We start from the raw sequence: 20,624 nt of genomic DNA on the forward strand, positions 1-20,624 counted from the left end.
CGAAGATCGAGTACGCATTGTTAATGCGAGTGCTCCTAGTGCTGCAGGACAAGTTGTGTATGCAAGCCCTGCGCCAGCACCAGCAATTTCTGCCGCTCCAGTAGCAGCGGCTGCTCCTAGTGCTCCAGCAGCTGAGAGTCCAGCGGCTGAAACGGGTTTTGTTGCTCGCTCACCTATGGTTGGCACTTTCTATCGCGCACCAAATCCTGAGTCGCCTAATTTTGTCAATGTAGGCGATACAGTCAAAGTCGGTCAAACACTGTGCATTATTGAAGCCATGAAGTTATTGAATGAAATTGAGTCCGAAAAAGACGGTGTGATCAAAGAAATTCTTTGCGAAAACGGACAAGGCGTTGAGTTTGATCAACCCCTATTTGTCATCGCCTAATCTCCAGCCTCTTTCTTCTCATCCATTTAACTTAAGACAGAGCCGACATGTTCGACAAGATTCTGATTGCCAATCGAGGAGAGATTGCTCTCCGCATCCAACGCGCTTGTCGTGAGTTGGGTATTAAAACTGTGGTGGTGTACTCCACTGCCGATAAAGAAGCGAAGTACGTCAAGCTTGCTGATGAAGCGGTTTGCATTGGACCAGCACCTTCCCCATTAAGTTACCTCAACATGCCTGCGATTATTTCCGCTGCCGAGGTTACAGATGCAGAGGCAATCCATCCAGGATATGGCTTCCTTTCAGAAAATGCGGATTTTGCCGAACGTGTTGAGAAATCGGGTTTTGCTTTTATTGGCCCCACTGCAGCATCGATTCGTTTAATGGGAGACAAGGTCTCTGCTAAACGCGCCATGATCAAAGCGGGTGTTCCTTGTGTCCCTGGTTCAGAAGGTGCGCTTCCAGACAATCCCAAGGAAATTATTGCAACTGCTAAAAGAGTTGGTTATCCAGTCATTATTAAAGCCGCCGGCGGTGGCGGTGGACGCGGCATGCGCGTTGTTCACACTGAGGCTCATTTGATTAATGCAGTCAATATGACCCGTGAAGAAGCCGGTCGCGCTTTTGGTAATCCAGAGGTTTACATGGAGAAGTTTTTGGAAAAACCTCGCCATGTAGAGATTCAAGTGTTAGCTGATACCCATGGAAATGCAATTTGGTTGGGTGAACGTGATTGCTCTATGCAACGTCGTCATCAAAAAGTGATTGAAGAAGCACCAGCACCTGGGATCGATCGTCGCTTAATCGCCAAAATTGGAGAACGCTGTGCCGATGCCTGCAGAAAAATTGGCTACCGCGGCGCTGGCACATTTGAATTTCTTTATGAAAACGGCGAGTTCTTCTTTATTGAGATGAACACTCGGGTTCAGGTAGAGCATCCAGTGACCGAAATGATTACCGGAGTAGACATTGTCCAAGAGCAAATTCGCATTGCCGCAGGACTCAAGTTGTCCTATCGCCAAAAAGACATCGTTTTCCGTGGTCATGCTATTGAATGCCGCCTCAACGCGGAAGATCCATTCAAATTCACTCCAAGTCCAGGAAAAATTGGCTCGTTTCACATGCCTGGTGGGCCTGGTATTCGCGTCGACTCACACGCATACAGTGGATATGTAGTGCCTTCAAACTACGATTCCATGATTGGCAAACTCATCTCCTATGGCAATACTCGTGAACAAGCGATTCGCCGCATGCAAATTGCTTTATCTGAAATGGTCATTGATGGAATTACAACGAATGTTCCTTTGCACCGCGAATTAATGCTCGACCCCAACTTTATGGAAGGTGGTACAAGCATTCATTACTTGGAACATCGTCTGGAAGAGCAAGCTGCAAGTCGCGGTAAATCCTAATTCGCCAGCACACATGCATTTAGTACGAGTAAGCCATGTCTTATCGTGAACTGGTTTTCACGGTAGCTGCTGAAACCGCCGAACCACTGGGCGACGCTTTAATAGAGCTTGGCGCTCTCTCAGTTACTGTTGAAGACGATGCTGCAGGGGGTTACGATGAAAATCCTCTGTATGGTGAACCTGGACTTTCGCCGGAAGTACAAGCTTGGGATAGATCAGCAGTTACCGCTCTTTTCAATCCTGAAATCGACAACTCAGACAGTCCAGACTTTGTTGCAGAGCTCCTTTCAAACCTTAAAGATGCCGGCTTTCGCTTAGCGCCACCTCAAGAGAGAATTGTTGAGGAGCAAGATTGGGTCAGACTAACGCAAAGTCAATTCGCCCCCATTCAAATTGGAAAACGCATTTGGGTAGTGCCATCTTGGCATGAGACACCTTCCGACCCCAATGCCATTTGTCTTGCAGTCGATCCTGGATTAGCGTTTGGCACCGGTAGCCACCCCACAACCCATCTTTGCCTGCTTTGGTTGGAAGAACATGCCAATCTAAAAAATCAAAGCCTACTAGATTACGGTTGCGGATCTGGAATTTTGGCAATAGCCGCAGCGAAACTTGGATGCGACCCCGTTGTTGGCACCGATATTGACCCACAAGCAATGATTGCTGCGCGCAGTAATGCAGAAGCGAACAATACTGCCATCCGCTTTGTACTTCCTACTGAAGATGCCCCAGAACTTGCTGCCAATATCAAATACGACATCGTCATGGCGAATATTTTGGCCAATCCTTTGCAAGTTTTGGCGCCAGCACTTGTCAACAAGATGCGTCCTGGCGGGCAAATTGTTTTATCCGGAGTACTTGCAAGACAAGCTGACGAAGTCATTGCTACCTACAGCCAATGGCTTAACCTTTCCGTTTGGAGGGAGAGTGAAGGCTGGGTTTGCTTGCACGGCACATTGTCAAAGCAAAAATCTGCTCAATCTGACCCAAAGTCAGATTCTTTTGCTGCGCCGACGCAAAAAAAAAGAATTAAGTTAGCCTTACTAATCAGTTTTGCTCTATTACTGCTGATTTTTGGCGAACATTTATCCAGAAATTTTTTGCTGCCAGCATTGGCGCCAAGAGTCGATGGCACATCAAATGCATTTTCTGTATCTGCTTTTTCTCTTTTACAGCGCATTGACGCTAAATTATGCAAGGCACTGAAATGCATTAATCGCCCTGTGAGCGATTTTTCTGCATGGAAAATAATCTCGGTCACACTTACACCTGAAAACGCGCGAGAAGGCCTTAAAAGCCCTTCAAACCCATCCTTACTGCGAATGGAAATACAAAATCGTCTTGCGATACCTGTTTTACTACCCAACGTAGAAATTATTTTCACTGATGCGGAAGAATTTGAACTGAAAACAATGACGTTTGCCCCAGAAGATTGGTTGCCATCAAGCTGGAAAGAATCTCACACAGATTTTTTAAAGATGGGCGCGCCAGCAGGCGAGACAATTCAATCTGATCTACCCATTACGCTGCCGGCAAATGCTGCAGGATATCGAGTTCGGGTGCTCTATCCCCAATAATGGCTTTGAATACCCTTAGATACTGAATTTTTATCTTTACCTTTTTTGACAGAAAGTAATTTATGGCTAGCCTGATCTGCGGCTCAATCGCTTACGACACCATCATGAACTTTGAGGGCAAGTTTGCCGACCAAATACTCCCCGAGCAAATTCACATCCTCAATGTGGCGTTCTTGGTACCAACAATGCGACGTGAATTTGGAGGATGTGCTGGCAATATTGCCTATAACCTCAGTCTTTTGGGTGGAGATCCCATCATCATGGCAACAGTGGGGGGAGATGCGGCGCCTTATATGAACCGCTTAACGCAACTGGCGATTGATACCACCCACATTCGCCAAATCGAAAAAGCCTTCACAGCTCAAGCCATGATCACTACCGATCAAGCCAACAATCAAATCACCGCTTTTCATCCAGGAGCCATGGGTGAATCTCACCTCAATCAAGTTTCTGCAGTTGTTGCCGAACGCAGCAAGACCTCCAAGGGTGCAGCCAAATTTGGCATTGTTGCTCCCGATGGACGCCAAGGTATGTGGGAGCACTGCCATCAACTGGCTGATGCCAATATTCCTTTCATTTTTGATCCAGGCCAAGGGCTTCCCATGTTTAATGGGCCAGAACTTTTAGAGCTAGTAGAAATTGCCAGCTACCTTGCGGTCAATGACTATGAAGGTGAAATGCTCTCAAAAAGAACGGGGCTTAGCCTAGAAAAGATTGCCCAGCGTGTCAAAGCACTGATCGTTACCAAAGGCGCGCAAGGGGCAGAAATCTACAGCCAGGGCAAATGCATTGTGATTCCGCCCGTACCCGCAGCAAAAGTCATCGATCCCACTGGTTGTGGAGATGCATTTCGCGGTGGCTTGTTGTTTGGGCTAGAAAATGATTGGGATTGGGAAACCACCGGTCGTCTTGCCAGCTTGATGGGCTCGATCAAAATTACCCACCAAGGCCCACAAAACCATCAACCGAGCAAAACAGCTATTGCCGATCAGTTCAAGGCAGCTTTTGGGTTTAGCTTCTAATCGCCTTAGCATTCCAAAAAACTTAGGCAATAAAAAAGGGGTCTCGTGAGAGACCCCTTCTGATAACACCCGTCTGATTAAGGACGTGTGCCAGTTGGGAAGGGCCAAGCAGCGGCAGGATTCAACGCACTAGTCGCTGGTGCAGCTTTCTTAGCCGCGGGCTTTTTTACTGCAGAGCCCGCTTTCTTCGCAGCAGGCTTACTTACTTTTTTTTTGCTACGCGCTTTTTAGCAGCTTTTTTAGCAGCTGGCTTTTTAGCAGCAGCTTTTTTAGCTGGGCGCTTTTTAGCTACTTTTTTAGCAGCTGGCTTTTTAGCAGCAGCTTTTTTAGCAGCAGGACGCTTCTTAGCTACTTTTTTAGCAGCTGGCTTTTTAGCAGCAGCTTTTTTAGCAGCTGGACGCTTCTTAGCAGCTACGCGCTTCTTAGCAGCTGGACGCTTTGCAGCAGCTTTTTTAGCAGCTGGTTTCTTTGCAGCAGGTTTTTTCTTTGTTGCCATGTGTTACTCCTTCACGTGAGGATTAGTACAAACTACATTAAGAAGACCCGACCATTCGGAATGAACGAGCGAGCCATTCATCGGCGCACGGCTTAAAGCTAAGTGCTGCACGCTAATGAATCCTGGAAAAAAAGCCGTAGCCCCGAAGGACAACGGCTTCTTAAATGTGCTGGAAAAAATAGAGAGAGTAGACCAGACACCCTTGAACAAGGGTTTTCGGATTTGAGTCTGTTTTTGCTGACTTCTAATACTATCCAACCGTCTAATCTCCTATTTAGCCGGCTATGCGCTTACCTACTACTTACTACTCCCAACTTAGCGCACCACCAGTTTGATACTCAATAACGCGTGTCTCAAAAAAGTTTCGTTCTTTCTTAAGATCAATCATTTCTGACATCCATGGAAATGGATTCTCTTCATTTGGGAACATCGCGTCAAGTCCTATTTGCAAACATCTACGATTACAAATGTATCTTAGGTAACCTTTGAACATCGGAGCATTCAATCCGAGCACTCCGCGAGGCATCGTATCTTCGGCATAACGGTACTCCAATTCGACTGCTTTTTCGAAGATCGATTTAATCTCGTCTTTGAACGCGGAAGTCCATAACTGCGGGTTCTCCAGCTTGATTTGGTTAATTAAATCGATACCAAAATTGCAGTGCATTGACTCGTCGCGAAGGATGTATTGATACTGTTCGGCAGCACCCGTCATTTTGTTTTGACGACCCATCGCAAGTATTTGCGTAAAACCAACATAAAAGAACAAACCTTCCATTACGCAAGCAAAAACAATCAGAGAACGTAGGAGTTTTTGATCATTTTCTAATGTGCCAGTCTTAAATGTTGGGTCCGTTAACACATCAATAAATGGGATGAGGAACTCATCTTTGGCGCGAATCGACTCAATTTCATGGTACGCATTGAAGATTTCGCCCTGATCTAGACCCAAAGATTCAACAATATATTGATACGCGTGGGTATGAATCGCCTCTTCAAAAGCCTGGCGCAATAGGTATTGGCGGCATTCTGGAGCGGTAATTTGGCGATATGTTCCCAAAACAATATTGTTTGCTGCCAAAGAATCCGCGGTAGTAAAGAAGCCTAAATTGCGCTTGATGATGCGACGCTCATCTTCAGTCAGACCATTTGGGTCCTTCCAAAGCGCAATATCGCGATTCATGTTGATTTCTTGTGGCATCCAGTGGTTTGCGCAACCCGCCAAGTACTTTTCCCACGCCCATTTGTATTTAAAGGGCACCAACTGATTCACGTCCGTCTTGGCGTTAATCACACGCTTATCTGCAACATTGACGCGGCGTGTTTCCATGCCTGCTACCGTGGCAGTTTGGGCTGGTGCGGGCGCCGGAGCAGATGCCGCAGGCGCTGCCATGGCTACTTGATCAGGCTGTGAACGCTGGGGCTCAACTGCAACCGGCTGCGGCGCAAGACCCGCTTTCGCTAGCGCTGGAGCAACTTCTTCTTCCCAATTCAACATAACTTTCTCCTAAATTCTTTTATTTATGGCCAATAGCGTTCGCTTATTGGCATGCTTCACATTCTTCAAAGCCTGGGTCACCCGGACGCATTGTGCAAACGGGGCCATCAGCTTCCACTGGAGCAGCAGATACGCCACCACCATCAGCGCCGCTAGAAACAGAGTTCAGCTGACCGCTCGCCACTGTCGATTTTTCAACGTGAGTAGCTGCCATCGTGCGGAGGTAATACGTCGTTTTAAGACCACGCAACCAAGCCAATTTATAGGTGTCGTCTAATTTCTTGCCAGAGGCACCAGCCATATAGATATTCAGTGACTGTGCTTGATCAATCCATTTTTGGCGACGTGAGGCTGCCTCAACCAACCATGTTGGCTCTACTTCAAACGCGGTTGCATACAAATCACGTAAGTCTTGTGGGATCCGATCAATCTTGGACAAAGTGCCATCAAAGTATTTCAGGTCAGCAATCATCACCTCATCCCATAGCCCACGATCTTTCAAATCACGGACCAAATACTCGTTCACTACCGTAAATTCACCAGAAAGATTGGATTTAACAAACAAGTTCTGGAAGGTGGGCTCAATACAAGCGGAAACGCCAATGATGTTAGAAATGGTTGCCGTAGGTGCAATCGCAACGCAATTGGAGTTGCGCATGCCGTGCTGCTTGATGCGAGCACGCAAGCTGCTCCAGTCCATCGTTGTAGAGCTATCTACTTCAACGTAGCCGCCACGCTCTGCTGCCAACATAGCCACGGTATCTTGCGGCAGAATGCCACGATCCCATAATGAGCCTTTATAAGTGCTATAGACGCCACGCTCTTCAGCCAATTCGCTAGATGCTTGGTAAGCGTAGTAGCAAATTGCTTCCATTGAAGTGTCGGCGAATTTCACAGCCTCTTCGCTAGCGTAAGGAATACGCTGCATATGCAAGCAATCCTGGAAGCCCATAATGCCCATACCTACTGGACGGTGCTTGAGGTTGGAGTTACGCGCCTTCGCTACTGCGTAGTAATTGATGTCAATCACGTTATCGAGCATACGCATAGCGGTACGAATCGTTCTTTGGAGTTTTTCATGATCCAAAACCAATTTGCCATGCGCATCCGTAGTCATGTGGGCGGTTAAGTTCACAGATCCGAGGTTACATACAGCGATCTCATCCTCATTGGTATTGAGAGTGATTTCAGTGCATAAGTTGGAAGAATGCACTACGCCAATGTGCTGCTGTGGGCTACGGATGTTGCATGGATCTTTGAAGGTGATCCATGGATGACCGGTTTCAAACAACATTCCCAACATCTTGCGCCACAATTGTTGCGCTGGAATTCTGCGGAATGGCTTGAGTTCACCACGATCAGCTTTTTGCTCATAAGCAACGTAGGCCTCTTCAAAGGCTTTACCAAACTTGTCATGCAAGTCAGGCGTATTGGATGGGGAGAACAATGTCCACTCACCGTTTTCCATAACGCGCTTCATGAACAGGTCTGGAATCCAGTTGGATGTGTTCATGTCATGGGTACGACGGCGATCGTCACCAGTGTTTTTGCGCAACTCTAAGAACTCTTCGATATCTAAGTGCCATGTCTCTAAATAAGCACAAACTGCACCCTTACGCTTACCACCCTGGTTCACCGCAACTGCAGTGTCATTTACCACCTTCAAAAACGGCACAACACCCTGTGACTTACCGTTAGTGCCTTTGATATGACTTCCCAAAGCACGCACGTTCGTCCAGTCATTACCCAAACCGCCAGCAAATTTAGACAGCAAAGCGTTCTCTTTCAAAGCCTCGTAAATACCATCGAGATCATCTTCTACTGTCGTCAAGTAGCAGCTTGAGAGTTGTGGACGAGTTGTCGCAGAATTAAACAAGGTTGGAGTGCTAGACATGAAATCAAATGTAGAAAGGATTTCATAGAACTCAATCGCACGACGCTCACGATCCAACTCATTAAGCGCCAGACCCATTGCCACGCGCATGAAAAATGCCTGTGGCATCTCAATACGACGATCTTCGATATGCAAGAAGTAGCGGTCATACAAAGTTTGTAAACCGAGGTAATTAAATTGCAAGTCACGGCTAGCATTCAGTGCAGCAGCCAATCTTGGCAAGTCATACTCGCGCATACGTGGATCGAGCAGCTCAGCTGAGATACCCTCGTTGATGAATTTAGGGAAATAAGAAGCATATTCGGATTGCATATCTCCTTGCAGCACTTCTTTACCCAAAATCTCTTTACGAATCACATGCATCAAGATGCGCGCAGTGACTTGGCTATATGCAGGATCTTTCTCAATCAATGTACGGGAAGCCAAAATAGCAGAGTCATAGACTTGCGCCATTGGGACGCCATCATACAAATTCTTAATGGTTTCAGTGATGATAGGTGCAGCATCAATATGATTGCCCAAACCTTCGCATGCCGCTTCAATCACCGTGCGTAATGCAGCCATATCAAGATACTTCTCAACCCCATTGTCAGTAACCTTGATACCTGCCTCACCGACTTGATTTGCTGCTTGAGTTTCTTGCGCAACTTCTAGTTGAGCTGCGCGCTCTTGATTACGCTTCTCGCGATACAAAACATAAGCACGCGCCACATTGTGCTCACCACTGCGCATCAAAGCCAATTCAACCTGATCTTGAATATCTTCGATGTGGAAAGTTCCGCCATTTGGACGGCTGCGCAATAAGGCGCGAACCACAGCATGCGTTAACTGCTCTACTTGCTCGCGAACGCGAGCAGAGGCTGCACCTTGACCGCCATTGACTGCTAAAAAAGCCTTGGTTACAGCAATCGCAATTTTGGATGGCTCAAATGCAACAACTGAGCCGTTACGACGAATGATTTTGTAGTCAGACAGTTGGGTTGCCTGGCTGCCACCAACACCGCCAGCAACAAAACTGGCAGAAGGGGTTTGATTTATCGCCCCTGCAGGACCCATTCCTGGGTTTGTTGTTCCAGGTACCTGGCCTGCTGTTTGTGGATTTGTATATGTCATGTTACTCCTGCGTATATATATAGTTATTTGGACAAAATATCGTTAAAAAACAATGGTGTATTGCTAGATTCAAACACTACATCTAGTGTCTCGAAGCGCATTAGGCACTAAGTATAGGGAATTATTTGGGTCTTTGTAAGTTTTTTATGACAAAAACGGATCAGTATTTTCACTAAGAATTCACTGAAATTTGGGGGTAATTTGGTGCATGATTTTTAGTCCTTTTTAGGTAAAGGCTAAAAAAGTAAGCGTATGCTCACATACAAAAATAGGCTATCGAGAACTTAACCCAAAAGGAAGATTTTTATCGGAAATTTTTGTCTCTTTTTGGAACTTTTGCCAATCAAAAAAGATTCCAGGATCTGTTTTTCGCTCTGGTGCGATATCACTGTGTCCTGCAAATTGCAGATTGAAATAAATAGCTTCTAATTTTTTCACTAATGCGGTCAATGCTTGATATTGCTCTTCTGTAAAAGCACTCGCCCCATCACCTTCCAACTCAATGCCGATGGAAAAATCATTGCACTTTTCCCTTCCCTGAAACGATGAAACGCCGGCATGCCATGCCTTATTTTTGGTAGAGACGAACTGAATTAATTCTCCATGGCGCGTGATCAAAAAGTGACTGGAAACTTTTTGATGTGCAATTTCTAAAAAATAAGGATGCGCTGAAACATCCAGTCTATTTTGAAAAAAATCGATGATGTATTGGCTACTATCTTTATTTTTAAATTCACCCGGCGGTAAGCTGATGTGATGTATCACCACTAAATCAGGTGAAATATTTTCTGATCTAGTCTCGTGGTTAGGTGAAGGTCGCCACCTCGCAGACCCAACCCATCCATACTCGTCTAATGCATTGAGATGACTCTCAGAGCAATATGAACGACCATCAAAAAAGATTGCATCAGATTTTGGAAGGTGTACTTGACAATAATGGCAAGGCACCATTACCTCCGGCTCAATATCCTTCTGAGCCATATCCGATATGGGGTTAGCGGGGTTTTTTACAGCAGAGGGTGGCGCATTCTTTTTCTTTACCCAAACGTAAAGAAGATAGATGCCGACAAATAAAAAAAGCCACTTAAACAAGAATTACGCTCTCTGAAGTATCACTTCTACAACAAAACGGCTGCCTACATATGCCAACAGTAGCGCGCTGTAAGCACTTAAAACCCAACGAATGGCAGCGCGTCCCCGCAATCCAACACGCCAACGTGCTAACAATAAACCAGCAAATAAAAACCACGAAACTAAAGCAAAAATTGTTTTGTGATCGAATAACAGTGGCTTACCAAATAAGGTTTGCGAGAACAATAAGCCTGAAAAGACTGTCAAGCTTAAAAGCGCAAACCCAACATAAAGCAGATTGAATAACAGACTTTCCATGGTCATTAAAGGAGGCAAATCTTCCAGCCAATGTGCAACACGGCTGTTTGGAATAATGGCAAGCTGACGATGTAGCGCCCGATCCTGAACACTCATCAACATGGCATGCATTGCTGCCAAGCTAAGCAACCCTACCGCAATCGTTGCCACAATAAAATGCCCCTTAAACCAAGGGTCAGATACTGCACGTGGAGAAATTAAAGTGCCTGGGAAAAGGCTGGGTAACAGAGAGCAAACCAACGCAAATAAGATAGCCAACCAGCGTAGGCTCGAAATCGGCAAAAACCAAGACTGAAACCAATAAAAAGCTAGTCCCACCCAAGCAATTAATGACAAATCCTGCGCAAAACCGAAAACAAAGCCCTTATCAGTAAATACGGAATTATGTAATTGCACGCCATGAGCAATTAACGCTACCAGAATAAAGGCTTGAATTAAGCCCACAGAGCCCGTAGAACCCTCATCCTCCTTGGATCGAAAACTCAAAAAAAGCAAAAGAAGAAGGTAAAGAGCGCAAGGAAGCAATTCAAAAGCAGGGTGACCTAAAATATCCATCTAGAAAGTCTAATCCATAAATGCTAGAAAACCTCACCGACCGTCTTTCACGCGTTGTTAAAACAATGCGGGGCCAAGCCCGCCTTACCGAAGCCAATACTGCCGAAATGCTACGTGAGATCCGTCTTGCGTTACTAGAGGCAGACGTTGCACTCCCAGTAGTTAAATCCCTATTGGAGCAAATCAAGTTCAAAGCTTTGGGTGAGGAAGTGGTAGGCAGCCTAAGCCCAGGCCAAGCACTTGTGGGAGTGGTTCAGCGTGAGCTTGCCGCAGTGATGGAGGGTGAGCAAAGTGGTGAACTCAATCTAGCAACCCAGCCTCCAGCAATTATTCTGATGGCTGGTTTGCAAGGCGCCGGTAAAACTACATCCGTGGGTAAATTAGCTAAATGGCTCCAAGAGAAAAAGAAAAAGAAAGTATTAACGGTATCTTGCGACGTTTACCGTCCTGCTGCAATCGAGCAGTTAGAAACAGTTTCTAAGCAAGTAGGCGCTGAATTCTTTCCAAGCAATATCCAGCAAAAGCCTCTAGATATAGCCAATGCCGCCCTAGATTGGGCTAAGCGTCACTATTTTGATGTCGTGATTGTGGATACGGCTGGTCGCCTTGGTATTGATGAAGAGCTCATGCAAGAAATTAAAACCTTGCATGCAAGTCTGAATCCTATTGAAACTCTCTTTGTTGTTGATGCCATGTTGGGTCAAGACGCGGTAAACACAGCAAAAGCCTTCCATGAGGCGCTGCCACTTACTGGTGTCATTCTCACCAAGCTAGATGGTGATTCTCGTGGTGGCGCCGCCCTCTCCGTTCGCCAAGTAACTGGAGTGCCACTCAAATTTATTGGCGTAGCCGAAAAGATGGATGGGCTAGAAGCGTTTGATGCGCAGCGCATGGCTAATCGCATTTTGGGCATGGGCGACATCCTTGCCCTAGTTGAGCAAGCTCAACAACATGTGGATGTAGCGAAAGCAGAAAAATTAGCTAGTAAGATTTCAAAAGGCGGGTTTGATCTAGAAGATTTCCGTGATCAACTCATGCAAATGCAAAAAATGGGCGGTATGGCTAGCTTGATGGATAAACTCCCCAGTCAAGTCGCACAAGCAGCATCCAAAGCAAACCTCAGTAACGCCGATAAACAGACTAAGCGTATGCGTGGAATTATTGACAGCATGACACCCCGTGAACGTAGCAAGCCAGAATTATTGAAGGCAAGCCGTAAACGTCGTATTGCGGCTGGCGCTGGTGTTGAGGTGCAAGAAGTAAATCGCTTGCTTGCTCAGTTCGAACAAATGCAAACCATGATGAAGCAGTTTAAAGGCGGCAAAATGGCGCGCACGATGGCTGCCATGGCTGCCAAAGGAGCCGCCAAGGGTATTGGCGGACTCTTTAAAAAATAGAATTAAGCGACTGTATTTTTAGCTGCTTGAACGGCAGCAATGACTTTATCTTTAATCTGCGACAAGGGCACATTCTGCGACTCTGCATCAGTGCGGCCTTTAAATTCCACTTGAGAATCCGCTAAACCGCGATCCCCAATCACCACGCGGAAAGGTGCGCCGATCAGCTCCCAGTCAGCAAACATCGCACCAGGGCGCTCATTACGATCATCCAAAATCACATCGATACCAGCAGCAAGTAATTGATCATGAAGTTGATCACAAGCCGTTTTGACGGCCTCTGATTTTTCGTAACCCATTGGACAAATCACTACCTCGAATGGCGCCATGGAGATCGGCCAAATAATGCCTTTCTCGTCATGACCTTGTTCAATTGCAGCACCCAACAAACGGGTCACGCCAATGCCATAACAACCCATCACCATAGGTTGAGCTTTACCTTGCTGATCTAGATAGGTGCAACCCATTGCTTCTGAATAGCGGGTACCCAATTGGAAAACGTGACCAACTTCTATGCCACGGCAGATATCAACAACCCCTTTACCGTCTGGAGAAGGGTCTCCAACAACGGCATTTCGGATATCTAATACCAAAGGCTCTGGCAAATCACGTCCCCAGTTCACGCCCGTCAAATGGTGCCCAGCGTCATTGGCGCCACAGACAAAATCTGCCATATTGGCAACCGTGCGGTCCGCAACAACAGTGACGTTAGCACTTACGCCAACTGGTCCTAAATAACCAGCAGGAGCATTGCACGCTTGTTTGATTTCTGCTTCAGTAGCAAATCGTGACTCGGCCATACCTGGCACTTTGCTTGCCTTGACTTCATTAAGTTCATGATCGCCACGCACTAACAACATAAAAAGTTTTGCTGGGCCATTTTCTTGATCGGCTGCAAACAATAAAGACTTCACGGTTTTATCAAGCGGAATATTGAGTAACTTCGCTACGTCTGCACAATTGGTTTTGTCGGGCGTTGGAACCTTTGTCATAGTTTGACTTGCTGCGGCACGCGCAGCAATCAAAGACAAGGACTCCGCAGCCTCTAAGTTAGCAGCGTAATCTGAAGTTGGGCAATAAACAATCGCATCTTCACCAGTATCTGCAATGACATGAAACTCTTGACTTCCAGAACCTCCAATTGCGCCATTGTCCGCAGTCACCGCACGGAACTGCAAACCCATTCTTTTGAAGATACGGGTATAGGCATCAAACATGATCTGATACGATTTTTTCAACCCTTCAGTATCACGATCAAATGAATAAGCATCTTTCATACTGAATTCACGACCACGCATGATGCCAAAGCGTGGACGACGCTCATCACGGAACTTAGTCTGAATTTGATAAAAATTCACTGGTAACTGCTTGTAACTTTTAATCTCATTACGCGCCAAGTCGGTAATCACCTCTTCAGAGGTAGGCTGAATTAAGAAATCACGATCATGGCGATCTTTAATGCGCAGTAATTCGGGTCCCATTTTTTCCCAGCGGCCCGTTTCTTGCCATAACTCAGCAGGCTGAATCATTGGCATAAGCAATTCAATCGCACCAGCACGATTCATTTCTTCGCGAATGATGTTTTCCACCTTGCGAATCACCTTCAATCCCAATGGCAAGTAGTTGTATACGCCCGCACTGAGCTTACGAATTAAACCTGCACGCACCATTAGCTTGTGCGAAACCACCTCAGCGTCAGCAGGGGCTTCTTTCAACGTGGCGAGAAATGATTGTGATGCTTTCATGAATGGATATAATCAAATCATTGATTTTAAAGGATTTGGGGCACGATCATGCTTGACCGTGAAGGGTATAGACCCAATGTCGGCATTGTCCTCCTTAACAGCCGAAACGAGGTTTTCTGGGGAAAACGCGTTGGGCAGCATTCGTGGCAGTTCCCGCAGGGCGGGATAGCTCATGGCGAAAGCCCAGAGCAGGCGATGTACCGCGAATTGCATGAAGAGGTAGGCTTGCTGCCAGAACATGTCCAAATTATTGGACGGACCAGGGACTGGCTTCGCTACGATGTCCCTGAGGAATACTTGCGTCGCCAACACGCCACACGTATTCATAGAGCTGCATATCGCGGTCAAAAACAAATTTGGTTTTTGTTGCGCTTTGTTGGTGTAGATAGCGATATTCAATTACGCGCCACCGAACACCCTGAATTTGATGCTTGGCGTTGGGTGCCGTTTTGGATTCAACTTGATGCCGTCATTGGTTTTAAGCGCGAAGTCTATCAACTCGCCCTCTCTGAATTGGCGCGTTATCTGGCCAAAGGCGTTCGCATGCAACAACTTGCCTGGGGCACCCCGCTAGATCTTTTTCAGTCTTTTTATTCCAAGAGCGGCGATAAACAAAAAGAACCGACCCGTTCGGACAAGCAAAAACAATGAACATGTTATTTAGATACGTCAAGCAGTGGTGTGGTTACGGGATTGCCGCTTTACTATTACTCGCCTGCTCCGGCGATCCTATGGTCAGTGGAGTTGATCCGTTCGCACCGATGGTATTTAAGGAGGGCACTACAAAGATGCCACTCAATCCACCTAAGCAATCCTCTCTAATCCCTTTTTATGTTTCCCCGCAGACCATCTTCAAATTTGCGGTCGATAAAGATTCCATTTTGATTGGGGCTGATGGTGTCACTCGTTATATCGTTGTGATGACCAATCCTAGTGGTGGCAAACAAACCCAATATGAAGGCATTCGTTGCGAGACCTTTCAATGGCGCTTGTATGGAACTTTAGAAAATCAAGTGTGGCGAGAAAATCCACTGTCAACATGGAAAGACATTCAAAGTAGCGTGCCAAACCGTTATCAAGCTGCTTTAGCTCAAGGGGCTTTTTGCAATATCAACACTCAAGAGAAAAGCATCAAAGCCGTTCTGCAGTCACTAGACCCCGATTCATTTACCGGGGGTACTAAGCCATCGAATTCTAGCGGGCAAATTCTGTAATTTTCAGATTCACTAGCTAGCGAGAAAGGTCCCTATTTTCTCGCCGCTGATGAGTCTTTTTAATACATTTGACTCACGCCCAGAGGCAATCACTGTTGATGCGCCCGTTTGTACGGCGATTTTGGCTGCCAGCACCTTAGTGAGCATTCCGCCTTTACTTAATTCACTGGCTGCCCCACCCGCCATCTTCTCCAATGCAGGATCCCCTGCTTTTGCATGAGTTAAAAGAGTGGCAGAGGGATTTTGTCGGGGGTCGGCGGTAAATAATCCGCCCTGATCAGTCAGAATAACTAAAAGATCTGCGTGCACCAGATTTGTTACGAGAGCAGCTAGGCTATCGTTGTCACCAAATTTAATTTCGTCGGTAACTACAGTGTCATTTTCATTAATGATGGGTACTACACCTAGCTTCAATAATGTATCGAGTGTGCCTTTTGCATTTGCATTTCTTTCTGGATGGGCTAAATCTGCATTCGTTAGCAAGATTTGTGCACTGCGTAGGTTAAAACGGGCAAAACAACTCTCATAAACTTGCACTAAACCCATTTGCCCAACTGCTGCAGCTGCTTGAAGCTGATGGATTTCTTGTGGACGCTTAACCCAACTCAAACGTTGCATACCCTCAGCAATGGCGCCCGAGCTAACCATTAATACTTCATGGCCATCACTAAGCAAACTCGCAATCTGCTCAGCCCAATTTGCAATAGCAGCATGATCTAAACCTGCGCCATTATTGGTCACAAGGCTAGAGCCCACTTTTACAACAATGCGTTTTCTTTGTTGAGTTTTCATAACAAACAGTGGTTCTTTATTGATTTAATCAGGTGCATTGCCTTGATCCTGGTACCGAGGATCTGCAGCTCGCTCCTCAGCATCATCACGATCACGGCGCACAGAATCCAAATAATCTTGCAATGCATAACAAAGCTTCTCGCAACCCATACCCGTGAGCGCTGAAATCTCAAAAACGGGACCTTGCCACTTAAATTTTTTCACAAAATCAGCAACGACTTTTTTGCGATCTTCCTCAGGAATCATGTCAACTTTGTTGAGCACTAACCAGCGGGGTTTTTCTGCCAGTGACTCATCGTATTTACGCAATTCATTCACGATCGCATTGGCATCAGCTACCGGATCAACATTCTCATCAAAGGGGGCAAGATCTACTAAGTGCAATAGAACACCTGTGCGTTGCAAGTGACGCAAGAAACGATGACCTAATCCAGCGCCCTCTGCAGCGCCTTCTATCAACCCAGGAATATCTGCAATAACAAAGCTACGCTCGCTACCCACTCTCACTACACCCAAATTAGGGTGTAAGGTAGTAAATGGATAGTCAGCAATTTTTGGGCGAGCGTTAGAAACAGCAGTAATTAATGTGGACTTGCCCGCATTAGGCATACCCAACAATCCCACATCTGCCAATACCTTTAATTCAAGTTTGAGCTTGCGACGCTCTCCTGGCTTGCCATTGGTTTTTTGTCGAGGCGCTCGATTCGTACTGCTCTTAAAGTGAATATTGCCCCACCCACCAACACCACCTTGCGCCAAACATAAGCGCTCACCATGTGTTGTGAGATCAGCAATCGGTTCACCTGTTTCATAATCAGAAATGATGGTGCCAACAGGCATGCGCAACTCAATATCATCACCAGCACGACCGTAGCAATCGGCACCCCGCCCTGGTTCACCATTTTTAGCAGTATGGGTTTTGGCGTAACGGTAATCAATCAAGGTATTGATATTTCGATCGGCAACAGCCCAGACACTTCCACCGCGCCCACCATCACCACCATCCGGCCCACCAAATTCAATAAACTTTTCGCGACGCATAGAGGCGCTGCCGGCGCCGCCTTGGCCGGCTATCACTTCAATACGCGCTTCGTCTATAAATTTCATAAATAAAAAAGGCCTCGCTTAGCGAGGCCTGTTCCTAAGAGTTAAATTCGGATTAAATCTGAATTAAACGAGTCTCAGTCAGGCGCCCTATGAACGAGGCAAAACTGAAACTTGGGCCTTCTTCAATGCACCCTTGACGCCAAATTCCACTTGACCGTCAATCAAGGCGAACAAAGTGTGATCCTTACCAATACCAACGTTAGCACCTGGATGAACACGTGTGCCACGTTGACGAACAATGATGCTGCCAGCATTAATATGCTCGCCGCCAAATACCTTAACGCCTAGGCGTTTCGATTCTGAGTCGCGACCATTTCGTGTTGAGCCGCCGCCTTTTTTCTGTGCCATTTATTTCTCCTACCCTGAATTAGGCTTTAATCGTGTTGATCAAAATTTCAGTGAAATTTTGACGATGGCCTTGGTGCTTTTGATAGTGCTTGCGACGGCGCATCTTAAAGATTGTCACTTTATCGTGACGTCCCTGGGAGACGACAGTGGCCATCACAGCTGCACCATTAACCAAAGGATCACCCAACTTCAGTGAAGCGCCTTCGCCAACGGCGAGGACTTGGTCAAGAGTGATTTCGCTGCCGATTTCCGCTGGTATCTGTTCTATTTTCAATTTTTCGCCAGCAGCAACTTTATACTGTTTGCCACCGGTTTTTATGACCGCGTACATGGTTTGAAACCTCAATTAATATCTACATTTAAGCTAATCCACCCCGGATGAGCTAAGCCCATTATTATATCTTGCATGATGAGCACTGTCAAAATCAATGACTTAAGCCAAATTCTGGCCCCTATTTCCTTAGAATTCAAGGGCTTAGACAAGGTCATTCGAGAGCGTTTAGCCTCAAAAGTCGCTCTGATTGACCAGATCTCCTCCTACATCATTCAGGCTGGCGGAAAGCGGGTTAGGCCTGCCTTATTGATGCTGATCGCCAAAGCGCTAGCTAATGGCAAACAAACCCCACATACCCTAGAAATGGCTGCGGTAGTGGAATTTATACACACCGCGACCCTACTGCATGACGACGTTGTGGATGAGTCCACCTTGCGAAGGGGCCGCGAAACGGCGAATGCGGCATTTGGAAATGCTGCCAGCGTTTTAGTCGGAGACTTTCTTTATTCCAGGGCGTTCCAAATGATGGTTGGCCCTAATGATCTACGTGTCATGCAAATCCTTTCGGATGCCACCAATACGATTGCTGAGGGCGAAGTTTTACAACTTTTAAATATGAATGACCCTGAAGTAGATGAAGCCAGTTATCTGCAGGTCATTCGCTACAAAACAGCAAAATTATTTGAAGCATCAACTGAGCTTGGCGCCATCTTGGCAAACTCTACAGAGGATCAACGCAAGCAGGCAGCCGCCTTTGGTCGTCACGTTGGCACTGCATTTCAACTCATGGATGATCTGTTAGATTACACAGCGAATGCAAAGCAGATGGGGAAAAATGCGGGCGATGATTTACGCGAGGGCAAACCCACGCTGCCCCTCATCTATCTGCTAGAAAACGGCAATAACGATGAACGCCTTCTGGTGCGCGCAGCCATTGAGCAAAACCAAGACCTTCCTGAAGATGTGTTTGCACAAATTTTGAGTGCCGTACAAAGCTCAGGCGCGCTTGAATATACCCAGAGCGCTGCAAAACGGGAGGCAGATTTGGCCCTCGAATGTATTGAGGATTTTCCGAATAATGAGGCTAAGACAGCACTACAAGAACTCTGCCTCTACTCATTAACACGCCAAACTTAAGACCCCAAACTTTTCAATCTAAGCTCGCGAGCTGTAACGCGCGCTTGCTCTGCTTCAGACCGCAACCTAGCAAGCTCCTCTTCAGACAATTTTTCAATATTTGAATAATCGAGCTTCCAACTCGGATCTAAAGACCATATCAGCGGTGATTGCACAGTGGTTCTTGCTGCTGGAGCAGATTCTAAAAGCCGTAGAGCCAACTCAAAATTGTAGTCTTGAGATGCCACATCATTGGGACGAGCTGCGGCGTTACCCAAAGGAAAGTCGCTAAACAAAAACCGCGGCACACCACAATACTCCACGATATCTTTGGCCGCTCCCATAATGACGGTAGAGATTCCAGCCTGCTCTAAATATCGAGCTAATAGACTTTGGCTTTGATGGCAGATAGGGCAATTTGGAATTAGAACGACGACATCAACATTGTCTGCGCGAAGCATTTCAAGAATGAGGGGTGCGTCTACCTCTAGGGTATGTCGCTGACTGCGATTAGTAGGTAATCCATAAAAATGAGGGGAAAGAGTTCTCAGGCGCCCTACTTCTACGGCACGACGGGCGGCTGCCAAAGGAAACCAACAACTCATGTCCTCCATGTTGGCATTTTTTCTATCAACTCCTACATGAGCAATACGAAGATCTTGTTTCTGATTGATAGGGCTTTTATAAGGCTGATAAAACTTGGCTGCAGCATTGTAGGGAGCGCCTGCTCCTTGAGGTCCTTTATCTGGAACAAATTGCACAGCCGTAGTGATCAATCCAAGAATGGATTCTCTTAACGGCTTTCTTAAAGGAGTAAATGGGACTTGCGAATAATGCGCCCAAACATACGGGTTCTCATAACCGAGCCCCAAGTAATAGCTCCGTGTTCGCTCCATATAGCGAACCGGTTGGTCCCACTCTTGAGCAAAACCCAACTCAGAAGACTCAACATCCTTTGCCATCTGCTTTGCCCTGTAAGATAGTCACTATCAAAAAATTTTATTTAATTTGTATAGGAACTTATTATGGCTCAATGGCTTAGATTTCAACACCAAGGAAAAAGCGGCTTTGGACAATTGCAGGGCGATCAAGTGCTTGTGTACTCAGGAGACTTATTTCAGAATCCAACCCCTACAGGCGCAACACTTCCATTGGCTGATGTCACAATCGATATCCCCTGCGTGCCATCCAAGATGGTGGCAATGGTAGATAACTTTCATGCCCTAGTGACTAAACTTGAGCATGCCGTTCCAGCAGAACCACTATATCTGTCTCTTATACACATCT

Annotated in this window: 19 protein-coding genes and 2 pseudogenes; 10 read left to right on the plus strand and 11 right to left on the minus strand. The window is 46.4% G+C overall.

What is annotated here, in order from left to right; all coding sequences use genetic code 11:
• From accB to KIH43_RS08595, 5 genes and pseudogenes are all read left to right on the plus strand, one after another.
• A partial coding sequence (accB, locus tag KIH43_RS08575; RefSeq protein WP_297719788.1) for an acetyl-CoA carboxylase biotin carboxyl carrier protein occupies nucleotides 1-388 on the plus strand: 388 nt, incomplete at its 5' end.
• Nucleotides 389-435: 47 nt separating this feature from the next.
• Nucleotides 436-1,800 (plus strand): acetyl-CoA carboxylase biotin carboxylase subunit, encoded by a 1,365-nt coding sequence (gene accC, locus KIH43_RS08580; protein WP_296967018.1) that lies wholly within the window; start codon nucleotides 436-438, stop codon nucleotides 1,798-1,800.
• Nucleotides 1,801-1,835: 35 nt separating this feature from the next.
• A pseudogene (gene prmA, locus KIH43_RS08585) lies at nucleotides 1,836-2,756 on the plus strand (50S ribosomal protein L11 methyltransferase); the annotation flags it as partial.
• Nucleotides 2,757-3,377: a DUF3426 domain-containing protein gene (locus tag KIH43_RS08590; protein WP_297719817.1), complete on the plus strand. Its 621-nt coding sequence runs from the start codon at nucleotides 2,757-2,759 to the stop codon at nucleotides 3,375-3,377. It abuts the pseudogene before it with no gap.
• 62 nt (nucleotides 3,378-3,439) lie between these two features.
• A complete protein-coding gene (locus tag KIH43_RS08595) occupies nucleotides 3,440-4,399 on the plus strand; it encodes a carbohydrate kinase family protein (RefSeq protein ID WP_297719791.1) in 960 nt (319 codons plus the stop codon).
• 202 nt (nucleotides 4,400-4,601) lie between these two features.
• On the opposite strand, the gene KIH43_RS08600 is transcribed toward KIH43_RS08595, so the two are convergent.
• The 5 genes from KIH43_RS08600 to ccsA all read right to left on the minus strand — a co-directional run bounded on the left by KIH43_RS08600 (nucleotide 4,602) and on the right by ccsA (nucleotide 11,344).
• Nucleotides 4,602-4,895: a hypothetical protein gene (locus tag KIH43_RS08600; protein WP_296967020.1), complete on the minus strand. Its 294-nt coding sequence runs from the start codon at nucleotides 4,893-4,895 to the stop codon at nucleotides 4,602-4,604.
• A gap of 304 nt (nucleotides 4,896-5,199) precedes the next feature.
• Nucleotides 5,200-6,393: a ribonucleotide-diphosphate reductase subunit beta gene (locus KIH43_RS08605; RefSeq protein ID WP_296967021.1), complete on the minus strand. Its 1,194-nt coding sequence runs from the start codon at nucleotides 6,391-6,393 to the stop codon at nucleotides 5,200-5,202.
• Between the two features lie 43 nt (nucleotides 6,394-6,436).
• A complete protein-coding gene (locus KIH43_RS08610; protein WP_296967022.1) occupies nucleotides 6,437-9,400 on the minus strand; it encodes a ribonucleoside-diphosphate reductase subunit alpha in 2,964 nt (987 codons plus the stop codon).
• Between the two features lie 273 nt (nucleotides 9,401-9,673).
• Nucleotides 9,674-10,492: a 1,6-anhydro-N-acetylmuramyl-L-alanine amidase AmpD gene (ampD, locus tag KIH43_RS08615; protein WP_297719796.1), complete on the minus strand. Its 819-nt coding sequence runs from the start codon at nucleotides 10,490-10,492 to the stop codon at nucleotides 9,674-9,676.
• A 3-nt stretch (nucleotides 10,493-10,495) separates the two neighbouring features.
• Entirely contained in the window at nucleotides 10,496-11,344 is an 849-nt protein-coding gene (gene ccsA, locus KIH43_RS08620; RefSeq protein WP_296967025.1) for a cytochrome c biogenesis protein CcsA, read from the minus strand.
• Between the two features lie 20 nt (nucleotides 11,345-11,364).
• On the opposite strand from ccsA, the gene ffh reads away from it, so the two are divergent.
• The gene (ffh, locus tag KIH43_RS08625; protein ID WP_296967026.1) at nucleotides 11,365-12,741 is read left to right on the plus strand and encodes a signal recognition particle protein; all 1,377 of its coding nucleotides are present in this window, start codon (nucleotides 11,365-11,367) and stop codon (nucleotides 12,739-12,741) included.
• Nucleotides 12,742-12,743: 2 nt separating this feature from the next.
• Here the strand turns inward: ffh and KIH43_RS08630 are convergent, their stop codons facing one another.
• Nucleotides 12,744-14,486: a proline--tRNA ligase gene (locus KIH43_RS08630; protein WP_297719799.1), complete on the minus strand. Its 1,743-nt coding sequence runs from the start codon at nucleotides 14,484-14,486 to the stop codon at nucleotides 12,744-12,746.
• A 48-nt stretch (nucleotides 14,487-14,534) separates the two neighbouring features.
• Here KIH43_RS08630 and KIH43_RS08635 point away from each other — a divergent pair, with 48 nt between their 5' ends.
• Together KIH43_RS08635 and KIH43_RS08640 are read left to right on the plus strand one after the other, a co-directional pair.
• Nucleotides 14,535-15,137 (plus strand): RNA pyrophosphohydrolase, encoded by a 603-nt coding sequence (locus tag KIH43_RS08635; protein ID WP_296967028.1) that lies wholly within the window; start codon nucleotides 14,535-14,537, stop codon nucleotides 15,135-15,137.
• The gene (locus KIH43_RS08640; protein ID WP_297719802.1) at nucleotides 15,134-15,700 is read left to right on the plus strand and encodes a CNP1-like family protein; all 567 of its coding nucleotides are present in this window, start codon (nucleotides 15,134-15,136) and stop codon (nucleotides 15,698-15,700) included. The genes KIH43_RS08635 and KIH43_RS08640 overlap by 4 nt, the downstream gene beginning before the upstream one ends.
• Nucleotides 15,701-15,721: 21 nt before the next feature.
• On the opposite strand, the pseudogene proB reads toward KIH43_RS08640, so the two are convergent.
• The 4 genes and pseudogenes from proB to rplU form a co-directional block, all read right to left on the minus strand.
• Nucleotides 15,722-16,492, minus strand: a pseudogene (gene proB / locus KIH43_RS08645) (glutamate 5-kinase); the annotation flags it as partial.
• A gap of 24 nt (nucleotides 16,493-16,516) precedes the next feature.
• Complete coding sequence (gene cgtA / locus KIH43_RS08650; protein ID WP_297719805.1) at nucleotides 16,517-17,599, minus strand: Obg family GTPase CgtA; 1,083 nt, start codon at nucleotides 17,597-17,599, stop codon at nucleotides 16,517-16,519.
• A gap of 87 nt (nucleotides 17,600-17,686) precedes the next feature.
• The gene (gene rpmA, locus KIH43_RS08655) at nucleotides 17,687-17,947 is read right to left on the minus strand and encodes a 50S ribosomal protein L27 (protein WP_215400718.1); all 261 of its coding nucleotides are present in this window, start codon (nucleotides 17,945-17,947) and stop codon (nucleotides 17,687-17,689) included.
• A 19-nt stretch (nucleotides 17,948-17,966) separates the two neighbouring features.
• Nucleotides 17,967-18,278 (minus strand): 50S ribosomal protein L21, encoded by a 312-nt coding sequence (gene rplU, locus KIH43_RS08660; RefSeq protein WP_011902040.1) that lies wholly within the window; start codon nucleotides 18,276-18,278, stop codon nucleotides 17,967-17,969.
• Nucleotides 18,279-18,353: 75 nt separating this feature from the next.
• On the opposite strand from rplU, the gene KIH43_RS08665 reads away from it, so the two are divergent.
• On the plus strand, nucleotides 18,354-19,358 hold the full coding sequence (locus tag KIH43_RS08665) for a polyprenyl synthetase family protein (RefSeq protein ID WP_297719809.1): 1,005 nt from the start codon (nucleotides 18,354-18,356) through the stop codon (nucleotides 19,356-19,358).
• Here KIH43_RS08665 and KIH43_RS08670 read toward each other — a convergent pair.
• Complete coding sequence (locus KIH43_RS08670; protein WP_297719812.1) at nucleotides 19,355-20,299, minus strand: reductase; 945 nt, start codon at nucleotides 20,297-20,299, stop codon at nucleotides 19,355-19,357. The genes KIH43_RS08665 and KIH43_RS08670 overlap by 4 nt on opposite strands.
• 63 nt (nucleotides 20,300-20,362) lie before the next feature.
• Here KIH43_RS08670 and KIH43_RS08675 point away from each other — a divergent pair.
• Nucleotides 20,363-20,624: DUF2437 domain-containing protein (locus KIH43_RS08675; RefSeq protein ID WP_297719814.1), on the plus strand; the 262-nt coding region annotated here is incomplete at its 3' end.

This window comes from Polynucleobacter sp. (assembly GCF_018500155.2).
Classification (GTDB): Bacteria; Pseudomonadota; Gammaproteobacteria; order Burkholderiales; family Burkholderiaceae; genus Polynucleobacter.